The sequence below is a fragment of the Qipengyuania zhejiangensis genome (assembly GCF_035607565.1).
GTDB lineage: Bacteria > Pseudomonadota > Alphaproteobacteria > Sphingomonadales > Sphingomonadaceae > Qipengyuania > Qipengyuania zhejiangensis.
The window spans coordinates 197,888-220,822 of the sequence record NZ_JAYKGO010000003.1; the positions used below are offsets into that span (position 1 = coordinate 197,888).

General features: G+C 63.3%; 18 protein-coding genes and 1 tRNA gene. 12 read left to right on the forward strand and 7 right to left on the reverse strand.

The genetic code is table 11. The features are described from left to right. Positions 1-37 precede the first annotated feature (37 nt). Positions 38-1,645 (forward strand): WS/DGAT/MGAT family O-acyltransferase, encoded by a 1,608-nt coding sequence (locus tag VR863_RS08640; protein ID WP_324828061.1) that lies wholly within the window; start codon positions 38-40, stop codon positions 1,643-1,645. Further along, complete coding sequence (locus VR863_RS08645; protein WP_324828062.1) at positions 1,642-2,433, forward strand: esterase/lipase family protein; 792 nt, start codon at positions 1,642-1,644, stop codon at positions 2,431-2,433. Before VR863_RS08640 ends, VR863_RS08645 begins: the two co-directional genes overlap by 4 nt. On the opposite strand, the gene VR863_RS08650 is transcribed toward VR863_RS08645, so the two are convergent. Further along, positions 2,430-5,174 carry a TonB-dependent receptor gene (locus VR863_RS08650; RefSeq protein WP_324828063.1) on the reverse strand — a complete coding sequence of 915 codons (2,745 nt, stop codon included), beginning with the start codon at positions 5,172-5,174 and terminating at the stop codon, positions 2,430-2,432. The genes VR863_RS08645 and VR863_RS08650 overlap by 4 nt on opposite strands. Positions 5,175-5,412: 238 nt before the next feature. Between VR863_RS08650 and infA the strand changes: the two genes are divergently transcribed. The 5 genes from infA (at position 5,413) to VR863_RS08675 (ending at position 7,594) form a co-directional block, all read left to right on the forward strand. Continuing rightward, entirely contained in the window at positions 5,413-5,658 is a 246-nt protein-coding gene (gene infA / locus VR863_RS08655; RefSeq protein ID WP_047806247.1) for a translation initiation factor IF-1, read from the forward strand. A gap of 6 nt (positions 5,659-5,664) precedes the next feature. Beyond that, positions 5,665-6,240 (forward strand): Maf family protein, encoded by a 576-nt coding sequence (locus VR863_RS08660; protein WP_324828064.1) that lies wholly within the window; start codon positions 5,665-5,667, stop codon positions 6,238-6,240. Then, positions 6,233-7,249: an Rne/Rng family ribonuclease gene (locus VR863_RS08665; protein ID WP_324828065.1), complete on the forward strand. Its 1,017-nt coding sequence runs from the start codon at positions 6,233-6,235 to the stop codon at positions 7,247-7,249. The genes VR863_RS08660 and VR863_RS08665 overlap by 8 nt, the downstream gene beginning before the upstream one ends. After that, positions 7,242-7,430 (forward strand): DNA gyrase inhibitor YacG, encoded by a 189-nt coding sequence (locus VR863_RS08670; RefSeq protein ID WP_324828066.1) that lies wholly within the window; start codon positions 7,242-7,244, stop codon positions 7,428-7,430. The genes VR863_RS08665 and VR863_RS08670 overlap by 8 nt, the downstream gene beginning before the upstream one ends. Positions 7,431-7,519: 89 nt before the next feature. Continuing rightward, positions 7,520-7,594: transfer RNA gene (locus VR863_RS08675), tRNA-Phe, on the forward strand. A gap of 5 nt (positions 7,595-7,599) precedes the next feature. On the opposite strand, the gene VR863_RS08680 is transcribed toward VR863_RS08675, so the two are convergent. Beyond that, positions 7,600-8,499, reverse strand: a complete 900-nt coding sequence (locus VR863_RS08680) for a hypothetical protein (protein ID WP_324828067.1) — start codon at positions 8,497-8,499, stop codon at positions 7,600-7,602. 73 nt (positions 8,500-8,572) lie between these two features. Between VR863_RS08680 and VR863_RS08685 the strand changes: the two genes are divergently transcribed. Both VR863_RS08685 and purC read left to right on the forward strand, forming a co-directional pair. Continuing rightward, positions 8,573-9,880, forward strand: a complete 1,308-nt coding sequence (locus tag VR863_RS08685) for a cation:proton antiporter (protein ID WP_324828068.1) — start codon at positions 8,573-8,575, stop codon at positions 9,878-9,880. A 149-nt stretch (positions 9,881-10,029) separates the two neighbouring features. Continuing rightward, the gene (gene purC, locus VR863_RS08690) at positions 10,030-10,833 is read left to right on the forward strand and encodes a phosphoribosylaminoimidazolesuccinocarboxamide synthase (RefSeq protein ID WP_324828069.1); all 804 of its coding nucleotides are present in this window, start codon (positions 10,030-10,032) and stop codon (positions 10,831-10,833) included. Here the strand turns inward: purC and VR863_RS08695 are convergent, their stop codons facing one another. Further along, a complete protein-coding gene (locus tag VR863_RS08695; RefSeq protein WP_324828070.1) occupies positions 10,834-11,715 on the reverse strand; it encodes a diacylglycerol/lipid kinase family protein in 882 nt (293 codons plus the stop codon). A gap of 127 nt (positions 11,716-11,842) precedes the next feature. Between VR863_RS08695 and VR863_RS08700 the strand changes: the two genes are divergently transcribed. Next, positions 11,843-14,734, forward strand: coding sequence for a M16 family metallopeptidase (locus VR863_RS08700; RefSeq protein WP_324828071.1), 2,892 nt, complete (start codon positions 11,843-11,845; stop codon positions 14,732-14,734). A gap of 80 nt (positions 14,735-14,814) precedes the next feature. Here VR863_RS08700 and VR863_RS08705 read toward each other — a convergent pair whose 3' ends face one another. Then, positions 14,815-17,043 carry a TonB-dependent receptor gene (locus VR863_RS08705; RefSeq protein ID WP_324828072.1) on the reverse strand — a complete coding sequence of 743 codons (2,229 nt, stop codon included), beginning with the start codon at positions 17,041-17,043 and terminating at the stop codon, positions 14,815-14,817. Between the two features lie 275 nt (positions 17,044-17,318). On the opposite strand from VR863_RS08705, the gene purS reads away from it, so the two are divergent. Next, the gene (gene purS, locus VR863_RS08710) at positions 17,319-17,552 is read left to right on the forward strand and encodes a phosphoribosylformylglycinamidine synthase subunit PurS (protein WP_324828073.1); all 234 of its coding nucleotides are present in this window, start codon (positions 17,319-17,321) and stop codon (positions 17,550-17,552) included. Further along, positions 17,552-18,229 carry a phosphoribosylformylglycinamidine synthase subunit PurQ gene (gene purQ / locus VR863_RS08715; protein ID WP_324828074.1) on the forward strand — a complete coding sequence of 226 codons (678 nt, stop codon included), beginning with the start codon at positions 17,552-17,554 and terminating at the stop codon, positions 18,227-18,229. The genes purS and purQ overlap by 1 nt, the downstream gene beginning before the upstream one ends. Before the next feature lie 45 nt (positions 18,230-18,274). Here purQ and VR863_RS08720 read toward each other — a convergent pair whose 3' ends face one another. The 3 genes from VR863_RS08720 to glmS all read right to left on the reverse strand — a co-directional run bounded on the left by VR863_RS08720 (position 18,275) and on the right by glmS (position 22,935). Continuing rightward, positions 18,275-20,593, reverse strand: coding sequence for a putative bifunctional diguanylate cyclase/phosphodiesterase (locus VR863_RS08720; RefSeq protein ID WP_434785005.1), 2,319 nt, complete (start codon positions 20,591-20,593; stop codon positions 18,275-18,277). 118 nt (positions 20,594-20,711) lie between these two features. Next, a complete protein-coding gene (locus tag VR863_RS08725) occupies positions 20,712-21,101 on the reverse strand; it encodes a GFA family protein (protein ID WP_324828076.1) in 390 nt (129 codons plus the stop codon). A gap of 10 nt (positions 21,102-21,111) precedes the next feature. Further along, entirely contained in the window at positions 21,112-22,935 is a 1,824-nt protein-coding gene (gene glmS, locus VR863_RS08730; RefSeq protein ID WP_324828077.1) for a glutamine--fructose-6-phosphate transaminase (isomerizing), read from the reverse strand.

The window sequence follows — 22,935 nt, forward strand, 5'->3', positions numbered from 1 at the left end:
CAACCGCGCCACGGGTCCGGGCAGGAGGGAGAACTCGATGCGCCAGCTCCAGGGAATGGATGCAAGCTTTATTGCGCTGGAAACACGCAATTCCCCGATGCACATCGGATCGATCCTCATCTACAACCCAGAAACCGCGCCGGGCGGATTTGTGCGCTTCAAGGACATCCTCGCCTTCTTTGAAAGCCGGATGCAGTTGTCCCGCACCATTCGCCAGCGGCTCGTGCGCGTGCCGTTCGACCTCGACTATCCCTATTGGATCGAGGATCCCGACTTCGACCTCGAATACCACGTCCGGCACATTGCCTTGCCCCAACCGGGGGACTGGCGGCAATTGTGCATCCAGGCGGCGCGCATCTTCGCCCGCCCGCTGGATCTGACCCGCCCGCCGTGGGAATTCACCGTTGTCGAAGGGCTGGAAAACATCCCCGGTGTGCCCAAGGGCAGCTTCGCCATGGTCACCAAGGTGCATCACGCGGCGATCGACGGGATGAGCGGGGTGGACCTGCTGGAAGCGATGCACACGCTGACGCCCGACGAGCCTGCACCCCAGACGCCCGATGAATGGAAGCCGGAAAAGGTGCCCAGCCCGGTCGAATTGCTGGGCAAGAGCTATTTCAACGCGATCACCAACCCCCTCAAGCAGATCGAGGTGGCGGCGAAGGCTGCGCCGGGACTGGCCAAGGCGCTCAAGGGTCTGGCGGCAAAGGAATTCGATGTTTCGGGTGAAATGATTGCGCCCAGGACACGCTTCAATCGCAAGATTTCAGGCCACCGCGTTGTCGAAGGCCGCAGCGTTCCTCTGGCCGATATCAAGGCGATCCGGACTGCCGCGCCCGGAGCCAAGGTCAACGACGTGTTTCTGGCCATCGTTGGCGGGGCGATGCGCAAATACCTCATCTCCAAGGACGATCTGCCCAAGAAGACGCTGACTGCGATGGCCCCCATTTCGGTCCGGTCGAAAGATGAAAAAGGCGACATGGGCAACCAGGTTGCCGCCATGGTCGCACCGTTGGGAACCCATATCGAAGACCCGCTGGAACGGCTGCGGTACTGCCATGATCGCACCAGCAATTCCAAGGCCATGACCGACGCGATGGGCGCCCGCAACATGACCGAGATGAGCAAGGTCAGCCCGGCCTTGTGGATGAGCCTGGGCGCGCAGCTTTATACGCGGCTGGGCCTTGCCGATCGCGGCGTGGGTCCGATGTTCACCACCGTGGTCACCAACGTGCCTGGCCCACCAGTGCCGATCTATTCATCGGGCGCGCGGCTTGAAAGCCAGATGGGGCTTGTGTGCCTGACCGACGGGATGGGCCTTGGCCACGTGGTCCAGTCCTATACCGACGAAGCGACCATCGCGTTTACCGCGTGCCGCGAACTTCTGCCCGACCCCGAATTCTACGCCCAGTGCATCGAAGACAGCTTCACCGAACTGCGCGATGCGGCCCTGGGCGCGGGCAAGGAGCCACCGGCCAAACCTGCGGCTGAGAAGAAAACCGCCCCGAAAAAGGGGCCAGATCCCGCCAGATCCGCTGCAAAAAAGCGGGCTGCACCCAAGAAGAAAGCGCCCGCAAAGGGCACCAAAGGGGTCGCCAGCCGTTCAACGGCTGCCCCGAAAGGGAAAGGAAAATCCACGAAATGACCGCAACCGCCACCATCGACAAGGGCTCTGCCCGTCCGCCACACGCGCTGCTCGCCCTGTCCGAGCCGGGCCGTGCGATGGGCGAACTGGCCAGTTTCTACGCGCTTCGTCCGCTCATGGGGATGTTGCCCAAAGGTGACGGACACGGCGTCCTCGTCCTGCCGGGTTTCATGGCGTCGGATACCTCGACCCGCCCGCTCCGCTCGTTGCTCGAGAACCTCGGTTACGATGCGGTGGGCTGGAATCTGGGCCGCAATGTCAAAGTCGACAACGCCCGGATCGAAGCCATGATGGGCTGCGTCGAGGAGCTTCACAGCCGCTCCAGCGGCAAGGTCAGCATCGTGGGCTGGAGCCTGGGCGGTGTGTTCGCCCGCGAACTGGCAAAGCTGGCACCGGAAAAAGTGCGTCAGGTCATCAGCCTGGGAAGCCCGATCAGCGATGATCGCAACCACACCAACGCGCGCCGCCTGTTCGAATATCTCAACGGCCATGAGCCCGAGCCTGTCCGCCAAGGCAACTTCCGCGAATTGGCCAAGGCACCGCCTGTGCCGACGACCTCGATCCTCACCAAGACCGACGGCGTGGTGGCATGGCGCGGTTCGGTTCAGGCGAACGACCACGACCAGTGCGAAAACATTGAGGTTTTCGCCAGCCATTGCGGTCTGGGCGTCAATCCGGCGGCGGTTTATGCCATCGCCGACCGGCTGGCGCAGGCTGAAGGCAGCTGGCAACGCTTCGCGCCGCGCGGCCTCGCGCAGCTCGTCTTTCCGAAGTCACGCCTGCACTAGAACTGCTTGCGCAGGTCGATACCCAGATAACGTCCGACCGGGTCGAGTCGGCGCGGGTCGAACGCATCAGGCACATTCCCGTCTGAATCGACGACCTTGCGCTGCGCGTCAAACACGTTGTTGGCGACCAACGACACGCGGAACCCCTTCAGCAGGCCGCTTTCCTTGCTCAGCGCCTCCCCCAGATCCATGAACAACCGCACGTCGAATGTCGCAAGGTCGCCATAGAACAGGTCGCTGCTGCCGGGCAGGCCGCTGCCGCTAAGGGTGGCAGACCCCTGATAGACACCGGACAGGCGTGCGCCATAACCGGCCCAGAACAACCCGCCTTCCAGACGCGAACTGTGCCGCGACACCACGCTGCCGCCGATGACATCGCCATCGAGCTGGTCGAGCAACGGTCCCCCCGACGCCAGCAACACCTCGTTTTCGAGCGCGACCGTGTGGTTGAGGCTGACGAAATACCGCCCCTGTCCATCATCGCCGCGGCTGAACGGATTTCCGCCACCCGGACCACCGCCGCGTCGGCCACCCGTATCTGCGGGAGGGCCGCCGTTCTGCGCGGCGTCGGCGGCGCACATACGCTCGCGCATCTGCGCCAGACGCTGCTGATCGATCTCGCCGTCCGGCCCCTTGAGCCGCTCCAGCATTTCCGGCGGCAGGGCATCCAGCTTCGGCGGGTCCGCGCAGATTGCAGCCCGCAGCGCACCGAATTGTTCGCCCGTGCGTTCACCGCAGAACCGCTCGCGCGCCTGGGCAATTTTAGCAGGATCGGGTTGACCGTCGGCACCAAGCAGGCGCGAACGCATCTGGTCCGGCAATTGCGAAAGGTCGGGCGCTTCACCTTCCGGAACCGCACAGAATTTCTCCCGCATGGCCTGGAAACGCGCAGGGTCGAACCCGCCGCCCGTGTCCCCGCCTGGCCGCGAACCGGCGTCAGCGCGCGGCGAAGCACCTGCCGACGGCGCACCGCCCGCATTGCCGCCACGTTCCTGCGCCTTGCCCACGGTGCCGCGGGTGTTGAGGCCAAAGCTGAGCGAACGGCTGCGCGTTTCGAACAGGGTCACGGGCCGCAGATCGACTGCCAGCAGATCGCCGGCGCCATCCCGCGTCACCCGATCCTGGAACGCGCTTTCGAAGGCCGCGGTGTAGGACGGCGAATCCAGCGTGACATCGCGCGACCGGTTGATCGCGAAATCGATCTGAAGCCGCGTGTTTTCCCAGAACGGCAGTTCCCAGTTCGCGCCGAATTTCCAGTCCGCCTGCGTTTCGGCGACAAGCGAGGGATTGCCGCCGCTTGTCACGGTGGCCAGCACATCGTTTCCGGTGGCGAAATCGAACAGCGAGACATTGAAAGTGTGGATGCTCGGGCTGCCCAGCGCGGTGAGCGAAGGCGCGACTTCGCGCCAGATCCGGGTGGCCTGGAAACTGAGCCGTTCGAACGGAGACCAGTTCAGTCCCGCGCTCCAATCGGTCAGACCGCCAAAATCCGAAAGGTTTTCGGCACCGACCGAGAAGTTGGCCGAAAGACCGCCAATGGCGCCCCATGCACCGCCGCGTTCGGATATCGGAACATTGACATTGAGGCCGGAGCCAAGCCGGCGCCTCGTTCCGGTAAAATCGTCGTCCGAGCGGGTATCGGCGCTTTCGATCCGCTTCCAGTCGAACGCAAGATTGAGGGTGGTCGAGACGTCACCCGCCGGGAGCGAAAGCGGATAGCCAATGAAAGTGGCCTTGTTCGCGATCGTCCACGTGCGGCTTTGGGAAAGGTCGAATCCGGCAGAGTCGCTGCTGTCGATTTCCGTATCGCTCACCGCGCGGACCGCATCGGTGGTGAAGGTTGCCTGCCAATCGCCGATCGAGCGGTTGTAGGCGCTGGCGAAGGAATAGGTATCGGTCGTGTTGCGCCGTTCCAGCGCGGACACGTCGCCGCCAATTTCGCGCAGACCGGACAGCGAAAGGCTTTCGTTGCGCGAAGCGGTGGCGTTCAGGCTGATGGACGATCCGCTGTCGATGAAGGCACGCGCGTAATTGGCTGTCCCCTCGACCTGCAAGCTGTCGGACACCAGGCTGCGGAAAGGCGCTTCGTCAACGACGCCGGGGATGCTCGATGGAACAGAAAGCCCGCGTTCCGCCTCGGTCAGCAAGCTGACGTCTTCCACGTCGAGGTTGAAGTTGAGCCGACCGCCATCGGCGATCCGCAGGTAGGTCAGTTCCTGCTCGTTGCGCCAGTAGCCGCCGCTGTCGGGCGCTTCCACTTCCAGTTCGGCGGTGAGGGACGAGTAATCGTTCTTCAGGACGATGTTGACGACGCGCTGATCCGGCGGAAATCCGAACCGCTGCGCCACTTCTTCGGCGAAAACCTCGATCTTGGCGACGCTTTCTGGCGGGTAACTGCGAAATTCGCGGAAACTGGACACGCGGATGCCGTTGATGAGGAAAACCGGCCGCCCGCCGCCACGCGCACCGCGCCCGCTGGTCGTCGCCGGTTCGATAGCCTCGAGGATGTCGGAGATGGAACTGCCGCCGAACGCAGCGATGTCTTCGGAATCGAATTCGGCCACAGGCGGCTGTTCGACGATCAGCTGGCCGCGAATACGCGTGCTGGTGACGACAATCGTCCCGGGATCGAGCGTGGGCTGATCGGTGCTTTCTTCCTGCCCCGACTGCGCCTGCGCGATGTCCTGGGCCTGTACGGTGCTGGCCCATGCGAGTGCAGCCAGCGAAGTGGCGATTGGCATCAGATGTTTCACTAGAAATCCCTTACCGGACAATGCTGCGCCATTCCCCCCGGAAGGCCACTCATTGAAGGCTGCAATGACTGCAAGCAAGGACCGTTCCTGTAACGGTTTGTCGCCGGTCGAGCGGGATCACCGGTTCATCGGAAGGTGGGGTGCAGGCGAGGCTTCCCTTTTCCCACGCCTGCCGCTAAAGGGCGCCTCCACTGTTCCAGAACCAATTTACGGAAAAAGAGACTGCATGGCCAAAGAAGAACTCCTCGAAATGCGCGGCAAGGTGGTCGAACTGCTGCCCAACGCGATGTTCCGGGTGGAGCTCGAGAACGGTCATGAAGTGCTCGGCCACACCGCGGGCAAGATGCGCAAGAACCGTATCCGCGTCTTGGTTGGCGACGAAGTGCTGTGCGAACTGACGCCTTACGATCTCACCAAGGCCCGCATCACCTACCGCTTCATGCCCGGACGCGGCGGCCCCGGCCCGCAGTAATCCGGCGTGGGTTCGCCCAAGCTTGTCCTCGCATCCGCCAGCCCGCGCCGCCGCGACCTGATCGCGCGGCTGGGGCTGGAGCCCGATGCCATCGCACCAGCCGACATCGACGAAACCCCTCACAAGGGTGAACTTCCGCGCGACTATGCCAAGCGCATGGCGCGCGAAAAGGCGCACGCCGCCGCTTCGCCCGATGCCTATGTTCTGGCCGGGGATACGGTGGTCGCCGCAGGGCGACGCATCCTGCCCAAGGCCGAAGACGAGGCGACCGCCCGCAAGTGCCTGGGCCTGTTGTCGGGTCGGCGGCATCGCGTTCTGTCCGCCATCGCCCTTCGCGCACCAGACGGATCGCTGCGTGAACGGGTGAGCGAGACGGTTGTGATGTTCAAACGCCTGAGCGCCGACGAAATCGACGCCTACATCGCCAGCGGCGAATGGGACGGCAAGGCTGGTGGATACGCCATCCAGGGCCTGGCCGAAGGGCTGATCAGCCGCATCCAGGGAAGCCATTCCGGGGTTGTCGGACTGCCGCTCTACGAGACCCGCGCCTTGCTGAAGGCGGCGGGCTTTGCCCTTGCCTGATCCGTCGAAGGGGGCGCCGTCCGGCCAGGAATGGCTGGTCGAGGAAGGCATCGGCGAACATCGGGCCATCCGCCTCGCTGAAAACGGACAGATCGCGGCGGCGCGGCTTTACTGGCCGGGCAGCTTGACCGCCGGACAGGTCGAAGACGCCCGCCTCGATCAACGGATAAGAAATTCACCGCGCGGCGTGGCCGTTTTCGCAAGCGGCGAAAGGGCGCATATCGACCGCCTTCCCGCCTCCGCAAGTGAAGGCGCAACGATGCGTCTGGAAGTAACCCGATCGCGCCTTGCCGAAGCTGGCCGCGTCAAGTTGGCGCAATGCCGGCCGAGCTACCTGCCGCTGGCCCCCGCGCCCACACTTGCCGAACAGATCGGTTCGTGCGGGGATCGCGCGAAGATCGTGCGCCGCTTTCCTGCCGAGGCAGGGTGGGAGGAATTGTGGAGCGATGCCAGCGGCAACTTCGTCGAATTCGACGGCGGAAGCCTCGTGCCGTACCCCACCCCTGCAATGCTTCTGATCGACATCGACGGTTCGCAAGCGCCGGACAGGCTGGCCCGCGAAGCCGTGGCACCGCTTGCGGCAATGCTGCGGCGGATGGATCTGGGCGGCAATATCGGCATCGACTTCCCGACCGTTGCCGAAAAGGCCAGGCGCAAGGAAATCGACGAGCTGCTGGAGCGCGCACTGTCCGGCTGGCCGCACGAACGCACGGCAATCAACGGTTTCGGCTTCTTGCAGATCGTATCCCGGCTGGAACGCCCGTCGATCCTGCATCTTCTGCATTCCGACCCTGCCGGTGCCCATGCGCGGCGGCTTCTCCGCTCGGCCGAGCATCTCGAGGGGCCAGGCATACTTGCTCTCAGCGGAACGCGCGATGTGGCCGAGGCGCTGCAACCCTCATGGATCGAGCAGCTGGAGCGACGGACAGGGCGCAAAGTGCGGGTATCGGCCGATTCCCAGGCTTGGGACCCGGAACTGTGCCATGTACAGGTGGTATCCGATGACTAGCCTGACCAGACCTTGCCCGATCTGCCGCAAGCCGCGGACAGAGGAATTCACGCCGTTCTGTTCCAGGCGATGCCGCGACCGCGACCTCGCCCGGTGGTTCGGCGATGGCTACGCTGTGCCCGGCCGTCCCGCGCTGCCGGAAGAAATCGCCGCCGAAGTGGTTCGCAACGACGATGACTGAATTACCCCCTTGCCAAGGCAAGCGGGCTTCGCCATAGGCGCGCTCTCATTGCTCGCCGGCCCTTTCGGGCCAGTTTGCCGAAGCGATGTGCCCGGGTAGCTCAGTGGTAGAGCAGACGACTGAAAATCGTCGTGTCGGTGGTTCGACTCCGCCCCTGGGCACCACTTCGCTATCCGAGCCGATCCAACATTCCGACAACCAGCGCCCCGGCATCCGCAAGCGCGGCAAGATCGCGCGGCCGTGTCAGCCGCCACACCGGCACTTTCGCCACCACGGCGGCGGCCAGGGCGCCCTGTTCGCCCCACCGCCCCATCGCTTCGATAGCTTCGGGACGGTAAATCGTGCCCCGCAGCACCGCCTTGAGGGCATGAACACCCGATAGCGGATCGAGCGCGAGGCGATCGCCAGTTTCAAGAACACAGATGGCCGAGAGCGGCATGGCGCCGCCCCGCGCATGATGTGCCGGGACGGAACAGTGGAACTTGTCCTCGCGGACGAGGTCACGCTCGATCACCCGGTCCTGCCAACCAAAGTGCGCCACGGCTTCGCCCCACAGTTTGATCCGCGCGCTCGACGGGTGGATGCACACCCCCTCGCCCATGGTGCCGATACGGCTGAGATCGTCGGCCACGAGCGCTGCACCCGCTGCGATCATCGTGCCCGCCATCGTGCTCTTACCTTCGCCCGCCGCGCCGCAGAACAGCGCCGTATGGCCCGCAATCTCGATTGCGCTACCGTGCCACATGGCATCGCCGCGCTGATAACCGAGCAGGCCCCACGCGCTGCCGAGGGTGAACAGGCGCACCATGCGCGGGTCTGCGGCGGTGCTGGGAAAGACGACCATCCGCCGCCCCGATTCAAGCTCCCATGCCCCGATGCCGTCGATGGCAAAGCCCGCCGTGTCATTCGTGACCGCTGTGCTGGCATCGGACCGGAATGCAGGGGCCTGCCCATCGGAAATCGCGATCTCGACATCGGCATCGCCCGGCCAGTCGCACGAGAACGCGTCCCATTCGGGCAGGTGCATCTCGGACGCGATGCGAAGACCGGAATGGAAATAGCGATGCATGTAGCCCTGCTGCCCAAGGCTTTGTTCCGGCGCAAGCTTCACCTTGCGGTCTGGGCGCGCTATCGCCGGGATCATGCATGAAACCGCATCCGGCGCGCTGTCCGCCTTCGATATCGCCGCCCTTCTCGTGGTCGCATCGGCCCTGTTGGGGTGGTTCAACCATCATTTCGTGAAACTGCCGCATGTCATCGGCCTGACGGTGATGGGGGCGCTGGCGTCCATCGGACTGATGGTGGCCAACGCGCTCATCCCGGGGATCACGCTGGACGATTGGGTTGCGCGCACGCTGGTGGACCTCAATTTCACCGACACGTTGCTCCAGGGGATGCTCAGCTTCCTGCTGTTTGCGGGCGCTCTGCATGTCGATCTGGCGCGGCTGAAAGTCGCCTGGCTGCCGGTCCTGCTCCTCTCCACAGTCGGCGTCGTGATCTCCACCGTTCTGGTCGGGCTGGCCATGTGGGGCATGGGCCTGCTGCTGGGCCTGTCGGTTGCGCCGATCTGGTATTTTGTGTTTGGCGCGCTGATCGCTCCGACCGATCCGGTGTCCGTGCTTGGCGTCCTGCGCGAAGAAAACGTGCCGGCGTCCTTGCAAAGCGCGGTGGCAGGCGAAAGCCTGTTCAACGACGGTGTCGGCATCGTCATCTTCACGATCCTGCTCGGCGCGGCGGTGACGGGGGCGGATTTCAGCCTTTCGGAAGGCGCGCGACTGTTTGCCATCGAGGCGGGTGGCGGCGTGCTGGTGGGGCTGGTCTTCGGCTACATCGGATACCGCGCGCTGGCGAGCATGGACGAATACACGCTGGAAGTGCTGATCACCCTTGCCATCGTGATGGGTGGATACGCCCTGTGCAGCTATTTCCACATTTCGGGGCCCCTTGCCATGGCGGTGGCGGGGCTGCTGATCGGCAACCAGGGGGTTACTTTCGCGATGAGCGACGTGACCCGCGATTACGTGCTGAAATTCTGGGAACTGGTGGACGAACTGCTCAACTCGGTCCTCTTCCTGCTTATCGGGCTGGAGATGATCGCGCTTGTCCCGGGCGTCGATGAAATGATCCTGGGGCTGGCTGCCATCCCGCTGACGCTGGCAGCGCGGGCGGTGGGCATCGTCGTTTCGACCAAGGCAATTCCCGCCGCGCGGTTGCAGGACAAGGGTGCCGGCAGGGTGCTGTGGTGGGGCGGCCTGCGCGGGGGGATTTCGATTGCCCTTGCCCTGTCCTTGCCGGCGGGTGAAACCCGCGAACTGATCCTTGCGGCCACCTTTGCCGCAGTCCTGTTCAGCGTTCTGGTCCAGCGCGCCACCCTGGGGCGCCTGATCGAAAGGTTGAAGGAACAACATGCCCCCGCTGTCGAGGACGCGCCCACGCGCTCGGTGCATTGATCGAGCAAGCCCGGCTGCGCATGACGGCGCAGGCGCAATTGCTTTCGTGACGCCGCTTATGTATGGGCGGCTCACACGCCCCGGAGCCGCGGACGCCAGCCGATCCCGCCGCCGGGGCGATAGCTTTTTAAGCGCGAAGGAACAGCTGTATGGCACGTCGCCGCCAGATCTACGAAGGCAAGGCCAAGATTCTCTATGAAGGCCCCGAACCGGGCACACTGATCCAGTACTTCAAAGACGATGCGACCGCCTTCAACGCCCAGAAAAAGGGCACGATCAACGGCAAGGGCGTGATCAACAACCGCGTCAGCGAATACGTGTTCACACGCCTGTCGCACATCGGCATCCCGACGCATTTCATTCGCCGCCTCAACATGCGCGAACAGCTGATCCGTCAGGTGGAAATCATTCCCCTGGAAGTGATCGTGCGCAACGTGGCCGCCGGTTCGCTCTCCAAGCGCCTCGGCATCGAGGAAGGCGAGCTGCTGCCGCACACTTTGCTCGAATATTGTTACAAGGACGACAGCCTCGGTGATCCGCTGGTATCCGAGGAAGAAATCGCCTGCTTCAACTGGTGCAGTCACGAAGAGATGCAGGACATGGCCAGCATGGCTATCCGCATCAACGATTTCCTGTCCGGAATGTTCAGCGCGGTCGATATCCGCCTGATCGATTTCAAACTGGAATTCGGCCGTATCTGGGACGGCGATTACAGCCGGGTAATCCTGGCCGACGAAATCAGCCCTGACGGTTGCCGCCTGTGGGATATCAACACCGGCGAAAAGCTCGACAAGGACCGGTTCCGCCGCGACCTTGGCGGCGAAAGCGAAGCCTACCAGGAAGTCGCGCGCCGTCTTGGCCTGCTGCAGAACGAGGATTCGGGTCCGGGCGAGGTGCTCGACATGAACGCGCACCGCGGGCGTCTGCGGACGCCGAACAAACCCAAGAAGTAATCAGACCACATACCGCAGCGTCAACCCGGCCGGCGCGATGACATAAGCGCAGTCGGGAAAATGGTCGCCATCGACCTGCACGGGCGTGACGCAGCGGTCGAATTCGATGCGCCGCACCGTGCGGATATCGGCCAGCCCCATCCGCGCGATGGGCAGGCCGAGCATCGATGCAAGGCTGAGGGCGGCGATCCGCATTCGGGTGGAGCGTGTAAGCGTGATGAGCTCTATCGAATCCGCCGAAAGCGCGGCTGCCGGGCTCAACCGGAACGGCCCCGCATAAAGCGCGGCGTTCGACACGATGGCGGCCTCTGCCTCGCACGTAAATTCTTCGCCGCCGGACAGTTCGCCGCGGATCGTCACCGGATTGCGCGGCCAATCCCGCATCTGCTGCATCATCGCCACGACATAGGCGTATCGCCCGATGCGCTTCTTGAGCGGCCCCGACACCCGCGCCACCGCATGGCTGTCTGGCCCGATCGAAAGGCATGACACGATCGGCACATCGCCCAACCGGTACAGCGGGGCGTGGACCCAGCGCGCATCACCCGCCTTCCACCCTTTGGCGATCTGCCGGGCGAACGCGCCCGGCGCGCGCGCATAACTAAGTTCCCTCGCCACCAGGTTGATCGTGCCCGATGGCGCGACGCACAGCGGCAGGCGGCCGGCATCCGCGCCCATGGCCTGCACGGTATCGCGCAAGGTTCCATCCCCGCCGTGGATACAGACCAGATCGGCCGTGCCCGAAAACCGGACCCCGTCACGCGCCGTCGGCACCATCGTCACAGCAAATCCGCTGGCCTCCAACGCATCCGCCAGCGCCTCCAGATGCGCGGTGCCGAAGCTGCCGGAAACCGGATTGTAGACGAGATCGATCCTGCTCACCACCACGTGTTAAGCGAACCCAATCGCGCGATAAACTGTTTTCGGCTCAAGCCGTTGCATTCCTATACACAGGGGTTAAGCTTATCGGGAAACACCGCGTTCTGCGGCATTTTTCCAGGGGACCACCATGCTTTCGAACGCCCGCCGCCGCGCACTTGCCGCGTTGCCGATCTTTGCCTTGTCGCTGGCCGGCTGCGCCACCTACGCGCCGGTCGAAACGACAGCGGCGCCGGACGCAACCCAGGTTGCTGCAGCGGCCAACACCACGGGTTGGGGTTATCCCGTTTACGACATACCCGCCGACCCGGCGGTCCGGTACGGCGTACTCGACAACGGAATGCGCTATGCCATCGTCAAGAACGGCACGCCCAAGGATACTGCGGTGGTGCGCTACGGTTTCGATGTGGGCTGGGTCGATGAAACGGAACAGACGCTGGGCCTTGCCCACATGCTCGAACACATGGCCTTCAACGGCTCGGCCGCGATTCCCGAAGGCGAGATGCTGAAATTGCTCGAACGCGAAGGGCTGGCCTTCGGCGCGGACACCAACGCTTCGACCGGTTTCGAAGACACGATCTACAAGCTGGACCTTCCGCGCACCGATCCGGCGCTGCTCGACACCGCGCTGATGCTGATGCGCGAAACCGCCTCCGAACTCACGCTGGCACCCGACGCGATCGACCGCGAGCGCGGGGTCATCCAGTCCGAAACGCGCACGCGCAACAATTACCAGATCCGCCGCATCAAGGATTACCTGCAGTTCATTGCCCCTGCCACGCGCTTTGCCACCCGCTTCCGCGCGGATGGCACCACGCAGAACATCGACAGCTTCTCTGCCGCCACCCTTCGGGACCTGTACGAAGGGTTCTACCGGCCGGACAACGCCGTTCTTGTCATCGCCGGCGACATCGAACCCGATCTGGTCGAGGCCAAGATCAAGGACCGCTTTGCCGACTGGCAGGCCCCCGCCGCCCCGATTGATTTTGTCGACAAGGGAACGGTGGACCTTGCGCGCGGCGCGGCGGCGAAGAATTTCGTCGATCCCGACGTGCAGTATATCCTCACGATCGACCGGTTCGCGCCTTATGCGGCGCGGCCCGACACGGTCGAGGAATTTCGCGACAAGCTGTTGCTCGACATCGGCACCGCCGTGCTCAACCGCCGGTTCCAGAAGATCAGCAGCCAGCCAGATACGCCGGTCATCGGCGGCGCGGCCAGCGCGAGCGACTTTTTCGATGTTGCCCGACAAAGCTCGGTGACGCTTCAGGCCAAGGAAGGTGAATGGAGCGAAGCGCTGGCAGTTGCCGAACAGGAAACCCGCCGGGCGGCAACGCATGGCTTCACGGCGGGCGAAATCGCCGAACAGATCGCCAATATCGAATTGCAGTACCGCATGGCCGCCGAACAGCAGGCAACGCGTCGCAGCGCAGGCCTGGCCGAAGCGATCCTTGCCACACGGCGGGACGAAAAGATCTTCACCACACCGGAAACCCGCTACCAGTTGTTCCGGCAACTGAAGGCACACATGACGCCCGAGAACGTCAGCCAGGCGTTCCAGCGGCAGTTCGCCCTGTCCGATCCGCTGATCCACGTTTCGACCAAGCAGGCCATCACGAACGGCGAAGCGGCGATCCTTGCTGCCTATGGCGCATCGACCAAGGTCGCTGTGGCCCCGCCCGAAGATAGCGGCGCAACCGCCTTTTCCTACACCGATTTCGGTACGGCGGGCACGATCGCCAGCGACACCACGATCGACGATCTTGGCGTTCGCACGATCCGGTTCGCAAACAATGTCCGGTTGAACCTCAAGACAACCGATTTCGAGGATGGCAAGGCGCGGTTCCGTGTCCGCGTGGGCGATGGCCAGTTGGCCATGAAACCCGATCAGACAGCCGACGCAATCTTCCTGTCCGCGATGTCGCCCTTCGGCGGGTTGGGCAAGCACAGCTTCGACGAACTCCAGCAGGTGCTCGCCGGCCGCCAGCTGACCTACGGTTTCGCCCCTGAAGACGACCGTATCCAGGTTTCCGGCAACACGACGATGGCCGACCTGCCACTGCAGATGCAGGTCAGCGCAGCCTATCTGACCGATCCCGGGTTCCGCCCCGAAGCGATGAGCCGGTGGCAGGCATTGGTGCCGCCCTTCGTGGCGCAAACCGATTCCACGCCGGCCGCCGTGGCACAGTTCAAGGTTCCGCAAATCGTCGCCAATGGCGATCCGCGCTTCGGTTTCCCCGAAGAAGCCGAGCTGACGGGTGTTACGCTGGACGGTGCCAGCGCGATCTTCAAAGACAGGCTGTCCGGAGGACCGATCGAGATCACCGTGGTCGGCGATATCGACGAAAGCGCCGTGATCGATGCGGTCGCTTCCACCTTCGGCGCGCTCCCCGTGCGTCCCGCCGCGCTGGGTGATTATACCGCTGCCCGCAAGGCGAGCTTCGCCACGGATCGTGCCCCGATCACCTTGTACCATGACGGCGCTGCCGATCAGGCGCTGGTCCAGACATACTGGCCGACGGGCGACGACGACGATGCGCAGGAAGAAGTGACGATGCAGCTTCTGTCCGAAGTGATGGGGCTGCAGCTGCTCGAGAAAATCCGCGAGGAGCTGGGCGCGACCTATTCGCCCAACGCCAGTTCGAGCATGTCGGATGTGTTCGACGGCTACGGGACGTTCTCGACGTCGGTCGTGGTCGCACCGCAGCAGGCAGACGAAGTGTTCGGCGCAATCGATGCCATTCTGGCGGGGCTGCGGGCGGCACCTGTCGATGCCGATACGCTGAACCGCGCGCGCAAGCCTCTGCTCGAACGCACGGCGCTGAACCGGCGCGAGAACGGCTGGTGGATTTCGTCCATCGACGAGGCGCAGCTTCGCCCGGACCGCCTGGGACGTATCAGCACCATCGAACAGCGGTTGAACGCGGTGACCCCGGAAATGCTGCAAGCCGCCGCCCAGCGCTATCTCGACCCGTCGGATGCCCTGCGGGTGCGGATCGTGCACAAGAGCCAAGCCGAATAGGCCCCGGCTTTTTCCGAACCTGACAAAAAAGGCCGGAGGGACGCGTGTCCCTCCGGCCTTTTTCGTAGGTGGTGCGAAGCTTAGTAGCTGACGCGGGCCGACAGGCCGAACACGCGCGGATCGTTCACGAACGCGGTGTTGTTGTTGAAATCGATGCCGCCCTTCACGTTGTCCGCGTTGGTGATGTTGCGAACGAACGCCGCCACTTCCAGGCTGCCGTCCGTGCGGGCATAGCCAAGGCGAAGGCCGCCTTCGACCTGGTTGTTCGAATTGAATTCGCGGCTTTCATACAGGAAGAAGTTGGTCTTCCCCTGATAGGCCCAGTCGGTGAAGGCGAAGAATTCGCCGGTCGCGCTGACGGGGAAGGAATAGCGCGCGGTTACGTCCGCGATCCATTCAGGTGCGTTGGGGAACGGGTTTCCATCCACCAGCGCACGCGTGTTGCCCGACAGGACGACCGTGGGGTCGACCACGGTGCACTGTGCGCAGATGCCGACAGCTAGGTTTTCGTCTTCGATCTTGGTATCGTTCCAGCTCACACCGGCCGTAACGAGGAAATCGGGCGAAATCTGGAACGCGCTGTCAAGTTCGAAGCCGAAGCCCCGGCCCTTGTCGGCGTTGACCAGCTGCACCAGATTGTCCGCACCGCCCACCGCCGAGAACTGCGGATCGTTGATGGTGTAATAGTAGATCGCACCGTTCAGGCGGACGCGGCGATCGGCCAGTTCCGACTTGAAGCCGACTTCGTAGCTCATGATCTTTTCGCTCGTCGCGATGGACGGAGCAGCGAAAAAGGCCACGTCGCGGCCCTGGATCGTCGGTGCGCGGAAACCGCTGGCGACACGGGCGAAGACGCTGGCGTCCTCGCTCACGTCGAGGAATGCGGCGAGATCCCAGCTCAGGCGCGAATCGGAAACCGAACGGGCCTGCGGCGCCGCACCCGACACGACGACGAAATCCTTCTGGTCATCGGTCCAGCGCAGACCGCCAGTCAGCTTGAGCACATCGCTCACGCGGGTCGAAACCTGGCCGAACACGGACCAGCTTTCGTTAGTGTGATTGACGGTGACCGGCGGTGGGAAGTCGAAGCCAACGGTGGTCACGTTGAAATCGCTGTCGAAGTAGAATGCACCGACCTGCCATTCGAAAGCGCCGCCCGATGCCGAAGCGAGGCGAACTTCCTGGGTGAATTGCTCAAGGTCGATCGAGTCCTGCGTGTCCGACGGGAACGGGATGAAGCCCGGCCCCATCACCGGCAGGAAGCTGGCGCCAAATCCACCGTCGATGTCGCCGCGGCTGCTGCCTTCGCTGTTGGCCCAGCTGGTGATGCTGGTCAGCGTTGCGAAATCGGCATCGTAATTGGCGCGCACCGTTGCGATGTCTGCCTTGTACTTGGCCTGGTTGCCGGCACCCGCGTCGTAGAAAACCGTGTCGCGGTCGTAATTGTCGTTCAGGTTGTTGTCGCCCGGACCAAGGATGTTGGCGCGGAAAAGCGTCGACGTGCCGTCGAGGTCACGCGCCGAGTAGGAACCCAGGATCGACAGGTTGTCGGTGGGGGTCAGCAGCAACTGGGCGCGACCAGCAATCTCGCTGTAGGCGCCGTAGGCGTCCTCTTCACCGGTGAAGCCATTGTCGACCCAGTTATCGCGCTGTTGCCACAGGCCGGAAAGGCGCAGCGAAACCACGCCGGGAACGATCGGGACGGTAACGCCGCCGTCGATCGAGACGGAATTGAAGCTGCCGTAGCTGAACGACCCATCGACGGAGAAGGTGTCACCCGGCTTCACGGTATCGATCTTGACGATGCCGGCCGGCGTGTTGCGGCCGAACAGCGTGCCCTGGGGGCCGCGAAGGACTTCGATCCGTTCGATATCGAAGATCGGGAAGGACTTCAGTGTGACGTTTTCCATCACGACATCATCCATCACCACCGAAACCGGCTGCGATGCGGCAAGATCGAAATCGGTGTTGCCGAGGCCGCGGATATAGAACCGGGGCGCGGCGCGGCCGTTCGAGCTTTCGATGAACAGTCCGGGGACGCGTGCGGCAAGCGCGGTTACTTCCGCGCCGCCGTCGAAGATCGACTTGACGGTGTCGGCCGAAAGGGTCGCGGCGGAAACCGCCACGTCCTGGAGGTTTTCCTCGCGGCGGTTGGCGGTCACGATGATGGTGTTGAGCTGGCCATCGCCCTGCTCTTCAGCGCCGGTCGTGGCGGTATCCTGGGCAAAAGCGGGCTGCGAAGCGGCGGCGGCAAGTGCCACAAGGCTGGTGCCGACGAGGCGGCGAACGAGAGTGCGATTAGTTTTCACGGCTGGTATCCTGCTTGATCCCGGGCCAATTGCGGCGGGAAGGTGGAGGGAAATTTGTAGGCTGGATGCGGCGCGATAGCGGTTTTGCGCCATTCCCGGAATTGCCGCCGTGCAATTGCGGGCAGATTTGTGTCCGCAACGCCTCATATGTTGCACTCCGGTTACAGCCTGTGCCATCCCGCGTCCGTCCCCCACCGCATATTTGCCACTGCTTGAAAGCTGGCGCACTTCACGGCATAGGCGCGCGCAAAGCCGCGCAAGCGAAAGGCCCGTTCATGAAGATCCGCGTCCACGTCAGCCTCAAGCCCGGTGTCCTCGACCCGCAGGGTCGCGCCGTTCACCATGCTCTCGAAGGCCTCGGCTTCGAAGGCGTCGACGATGTCCGCATCGGTCGCACCGTCGAACTCGATGTCGCCGACTCGACGACGGACGAAGCGCTCGACGAAATGTGCCGCAAGCTGCTGGCCAACATGGTCATCGAAAACTACCGGATCGAGAAGGTCGGCTGATGTCGTTCCGCGCCGCTGTCATCACCTTTCCCGGTTCCAACTGCGACCGCGACATGGCGGTGGCGATCGAGCAGGTATCGGGAACCGCTCCGCTGCGCGTCTGGCATGCCGATGCAGCCTTGCCCGATCGGCTAGATTTCATCGCCCTGCCCGGCGGATTTTCCTACGGCGATTATCTGCGTTCGGGCGCCATGGCGGCCAACAGCCCGATCATGCGCGACGTAAAGGCCGCGGCAGAACGCGGGGTGCCCGTTCTGGGCGTGTGCAACGGCTTCCAGATTCTCACTGAAGCCAGCCTGTTGCCCGGTGCGCTGATGCGCAACGCCGGACAGAATTTCATCTGCCGGACGGTCGCCCTGACGGTGGAGAACACGCAATCGCTGTTCACTGCCGGCTATGAGACGGGCCAGGTGATCCACATCCCGGTGGCGCATCACGATGGCAATTACTTTGCTGACGACGCGACGCTCGACCGTATCGAAGGCGATGGGCGCGTGGCCTTCCGCTATGCGGAAAACTGCAACGGATCGCGCCGCGACATTGCAGGCGTTCTTAACGCGGGCGGCAACGTTCTGGGGATGATGCCGCACCCCGAACGCGCGGTAGATGCCGCGCATGGCGGCACCGATGGATTGCCGCTTTTCGAAAGCGTGGTGAAGGCGCTGGCCAAGGCCTGAGCGTTTTGGCGCGGCCCAGATGGCGGGCCGCGTTGCAAACCTTGCCTATCCGGCCTTGCGCTTCATGTCGGTGGCGCGCCGGGCGAACAACTTGCGCGCATCTTCTGCAGGCATCGGGCGTCCGAAGTGGTAGCCCTGGATCTTGGTGCACCCCATGTTGCGGACCATGTCCGCTTCTTCCTCGGTCTCGACGCCCTCTGCCGTCGTCGTCATGTCGAGGCTGTCCGCCATCGCCACGACAGCGCGGATAATGGCGAGCGATTCCCGGCTGTTCTGCGCGGCCCCCTGAACGAAGCTGCGGTCGACCTTGATGGTCGAGAACCGCAGTTTCCGCAGATAGCCGAGCGATGAGTAACCCGTGCCGAAGTCATCGAGGGCGACCGAACAACCCAGCGCGATGCACTGTTCCAAAGCCTTGCGGGCCACACTGGCGTCGCGCAGAAATATGCTTTCGGTAACCTCGATCTCGAGCCGCTTGGGGTCGAGCCCGCTGTGCGAAAGCGCCTGCACCACCGTCGTGGCGAAATCGGGTTCGAGCAGCTGTTCGGGTGAAACATTGATATTGACCTTCACATCGCGCGGCCAATTGTTTGCGGCTTCCTTGCAGGCTTCCTGCATGACCCATGTGCCGATCGGCACGATCAGCCGGGTGTCTTCCGCCAACGGAATGAACTTGCCCGGGCTGACGAACCCGTGATCGCTGCTGTTCCAGCGAATGAGCGCCTCGAAACTGACCAGCTCTTCGGTATGCGAATCCACCACCGGCTGGTAATGAAGGACCATCTCGTCCTTCTCCAGCGCGTTGCGGAGCGAGAATTCGAGCTGCCGGCGTTCTTCGGCATTGGCATGGAGCGACGGTTCGTAGTCGCGGTGCTCGCCGCCGCCTGCATCCTTCGCGCGGTACAGCGCGAGATCGGCGTTACGAAGCAGCTCTTCCACCGTGTTGCCGTCGCGCGGGCCATAGGCCGACCCTATGCTGGCGCCCACGTACAGGATCTGGTTTTCGATCTTGTAAGGGGCCGACAGCTGTTCGATGACCGCCTTGGCAAGGAATTCGATCCTCTTCTTGTCGGACGCATCGCGAATGACGATCGCAAACTCGTCGCCCCCGAGGCGGCCGCAAACCTCGCCATCGCCCACCAGGCTTTTGAGCCGGTTCGCGACCTGAGCCAGCATCTGGTCACCCACCAGGTGGCCCAGCGAATCGTTGACCGATTTGAACCGGTCCAGGTCGATCATCAGGAACGCGCACCGTGTGCGCCAATGATCGGCATATTTGAGCGCATCGCCCAAGGCTTCGTTGAGCATCAGGCGGTTGGGCAATTGGGTCAGCGTGTCGTACCGGGCGAGGTAGGCAATCTTTTCGGAGGATTCGCGCTTCTCGGTTACGTCGGAACCGACCCCGCGGTACCCCTGGAACTTGCCGGATTCGTCGACAATCGGCGCACCGGACAGCTCCCACCAGTGGAGCCCGTCTTCCAGCACAACCCGCACGATCAGGTCCGAGAACGGCTCCTTGCGCTTCAGCTTGTCCGCAAATTCGCGCACGCCTTCGGCCACGTCTCCGCTGTTCCAGTGTCGACCGGTGATCAGTTCGAGGAAGGACGTGCCTTCGATGTCGGCAGCCCTGCGGCCCAAGGCGAACGCAAAACGGGGCGAAACGGATTTGAGGCGGCGGCGGGTGTCGATCTGCCACAGCCAGTCGGCCTGGCCTTCTTCGAATTCGCGCAAGAGCATCGAAACGACTTCGGTCTTTTCGTGCATGGCCGCGTCGGTGATGCGCCCGGCCACAGCCACGCGGGCATTTTCGACCACGCCGGCAATGGCCAGGAGGCCCGAAAAGGTGATCACGCTCAGCAGCATCAAGTCGCCGGTCAAAATGGCGGACACGATGCCGCCGGAGACCACCGCCGAAGAGAACGCGATGGAGCTTAGCGGCGCACTGTAGCGGCTCGTAGTGGTGGCAAGGATGAGTACCGCGACGATCGTCCAGATGATCGGAAGTTCATACGCGCCGCCCGCACGGGCAAACAGCATCAGACCGATGCCCCAGACCACGCCTTTCGAAGCGCTGGCAACCGCGTGGCGCCGCATATCGTCTTTGCCATAACTCGAATGCTCTGCTTCGGCGGCTCGGCGATCTTCGATAGCTGCGAGCGCCACGGCAAACGCCAGCGCCGCGCCCCAGCAGCCGATCAGGTATGGCGAGACCAGCCCCCACAAGGCAACGAAGACGAGGGCGAAGCCGACCGCGTGCAGCACAACGCGCATGATGAGGCGCTGCTGCAGGAGCGAGTATTGATGCCCGTGAACACGCGACCAGTCGCCGCCGTCGGGCGTTGCCAGCCCGATGGATTGCCGAATCGACAACGGCGCGGATTTTCCCGCTGGGATTTCAACACGATCGCTCACCCTTGGAAAGTTAACGGCCAATGGTTAGCCGACCGTAAAGTTCTGGTGGCCCCGCGTCGCTTTTTTACAATTATGTATCAGGGGCTTCCTGCTTCGCCAGAAGCTGCCGGGCCGCGTCCCAATTGCGTCCGTCGAATGGCTGCTCAACCGCTTCGATGGCTTCCGGATTGTCGAGGCAATGGAAGGAAACGCTGAAGCTTTCGGGGTGCGAACGGGGGCGGTAGAAGCTTTTTACGCCGCAGGTCTGGCAGAACAGGTGTTCTGCCTTGCCCGTGCCGAAGCGATACGAGGTCAGCGCCTCGCCGCCCGCAACGAGAGTGAAACACTCCTGCGGAACGATGAGATGAAGAAACCCCGTCATCGTGCAGATGGAGCAATTGCAGGCCAGCAAGGTGACCGGCGGTTCAATCTCGATCGCGAACCGCACTTTGCGGCAATGGCATCCGCCTTCGACCTTCATCGATGCAGCCTCACTCTACCGTGACCGACTTGGCGAGGTTGCGCGGCTGATCGACATCGGTGCCCTTCACGCAGGCCACATGATACGCCAGCAGCTGCACCGGAATGGCGTAAACCAGTGGCGCAATCAGTGGGTGGACCCGCGGCATCTCGATCGTCGCCAGGCAACCTTCACCGGCCGCCTCCAGCCCTGCCCCGTCGGAGATAAGCACGATCTGGCCGCCACGCGCGCGCACTTCCTCCATGTTGGAAACGGTCTTTTCGAACAGGGGGCCCGAAGGTGCCAGAACGATCACGGGGACCGCCTCGTCGATCAGGGCGATGGGGCCATGCTTCATTTCGCCGCTGGCATAGCCTTCGGCGTGGATGTAGCTGATTTCCTTGAGTTTCAGGGCGCCTTCCATTGCCAACGGATAATCCAGCCCCCGCCCGAGATAGAGCACGTCGCGTGCCGGCGCGATAAGGTGCGCCATCGACGCGATATCATCGTCATGATCGAGCGCCGCGTTGAGGCACGCGGGCGCTTCCAGCAGATGCGCGACCACTTCCTGTTCTTCCGCCCGGCTCATCAGCCCCTTCTTCACCGCCATATGCGCGGCGAGTGCGGCCAGAACGGCCAGCTGGCAGGTAAACGCCTTGGTCGATGCAACACCGATTTCGGGGCCGGCATGGGTGGGCAACAGCAAATCCGCCTCGCGCGCCATCGAACTGGTCGGCACGTTGACGACAACGCCAATCGTCTGGCCGTTCTCCTTGCAATGACGCAACGCCGCCAGCGTGTCCGCCGTTTCGCCGCTTTGCGAGATGAACAGCGCCAGGCCACCGTCTTCCAGCACCGGTTCGCGGTAACGGAACTCGCTCGCCACATCGATATCGACCGGGACGCGGGCAAACTGTTCGATCCAGTATTTCGCCACCATTCCTGCATAATAGGACGTACCGCAGGCAACGATGGTCACGCGCTTAACGGACGAAAGGTCGAAATCGAACTGTGGCAGTGCCACCGAATTGTCCGACTGGCGCAGGTAGGATGTGAGCGTTTGCGCGACCACGGTCGGCTGCTCGAAAATCTCTTTCTGCATGAAGTGGCGGTAATTGCCCTTTTCCACCGCAGCTGCGGATGCGCCGGATTGCTGGACGACGCGTTCGACCCGGTCCCCTTCGGAATCAAATATCGTCGCGCCATCGCGCGTGACCACGACCCAGTCGCCTTCTTCGAGATAGGAAATCTGCTGGGTCAACGGGGCGAGCGCGAGGGCATCGGAACCAAGGTATGTTTCCCCGTCACCGTAACCCACTACCAGCGGCGAACCGCGGCGTGCACCGATCAGCATGTCGGGATGATCGCGGAACGCGATGGCCAGGGCGAAGGCACCGCGCAGGCGCGGAAGGACATTGGCCACGGCATCCTGCGGGCTTTCCCCGTCTTCGACCCGCCGAGAAATCAGGTGGGCGACAACTTCACTGTCCGTGTCGCTTTCGAGCGTTCGCCCGGCCTCCCTCAGTTCGCTGCGCAGTTCCTTGTAATTTTCGATGATCCCGTTGTGGACCAGCGCAAGGTGATCGGTGGCGTGGGGGTGCGCGTTCTTCGCCGTCGGGGCCCCATGCGTGGCCCAGCGGGTATGCGCGATGCCGATCTGGCCCGATGCGGGGTCACTCGCCAGCACCGCGGCGAGATTTGCCAGCTTGCCCTCGGCCCGGCGGCGCACGAGCTGGCCGCCATCGACCGTGCAGATCCCTGCGCTGTCATAACCCCGGTATTCCATCCGCCGCAGCCCGTCCACGAGCCTGTCGGCGACCGCTTCCTTGCCGACAATACCGATAATTCCGCACAT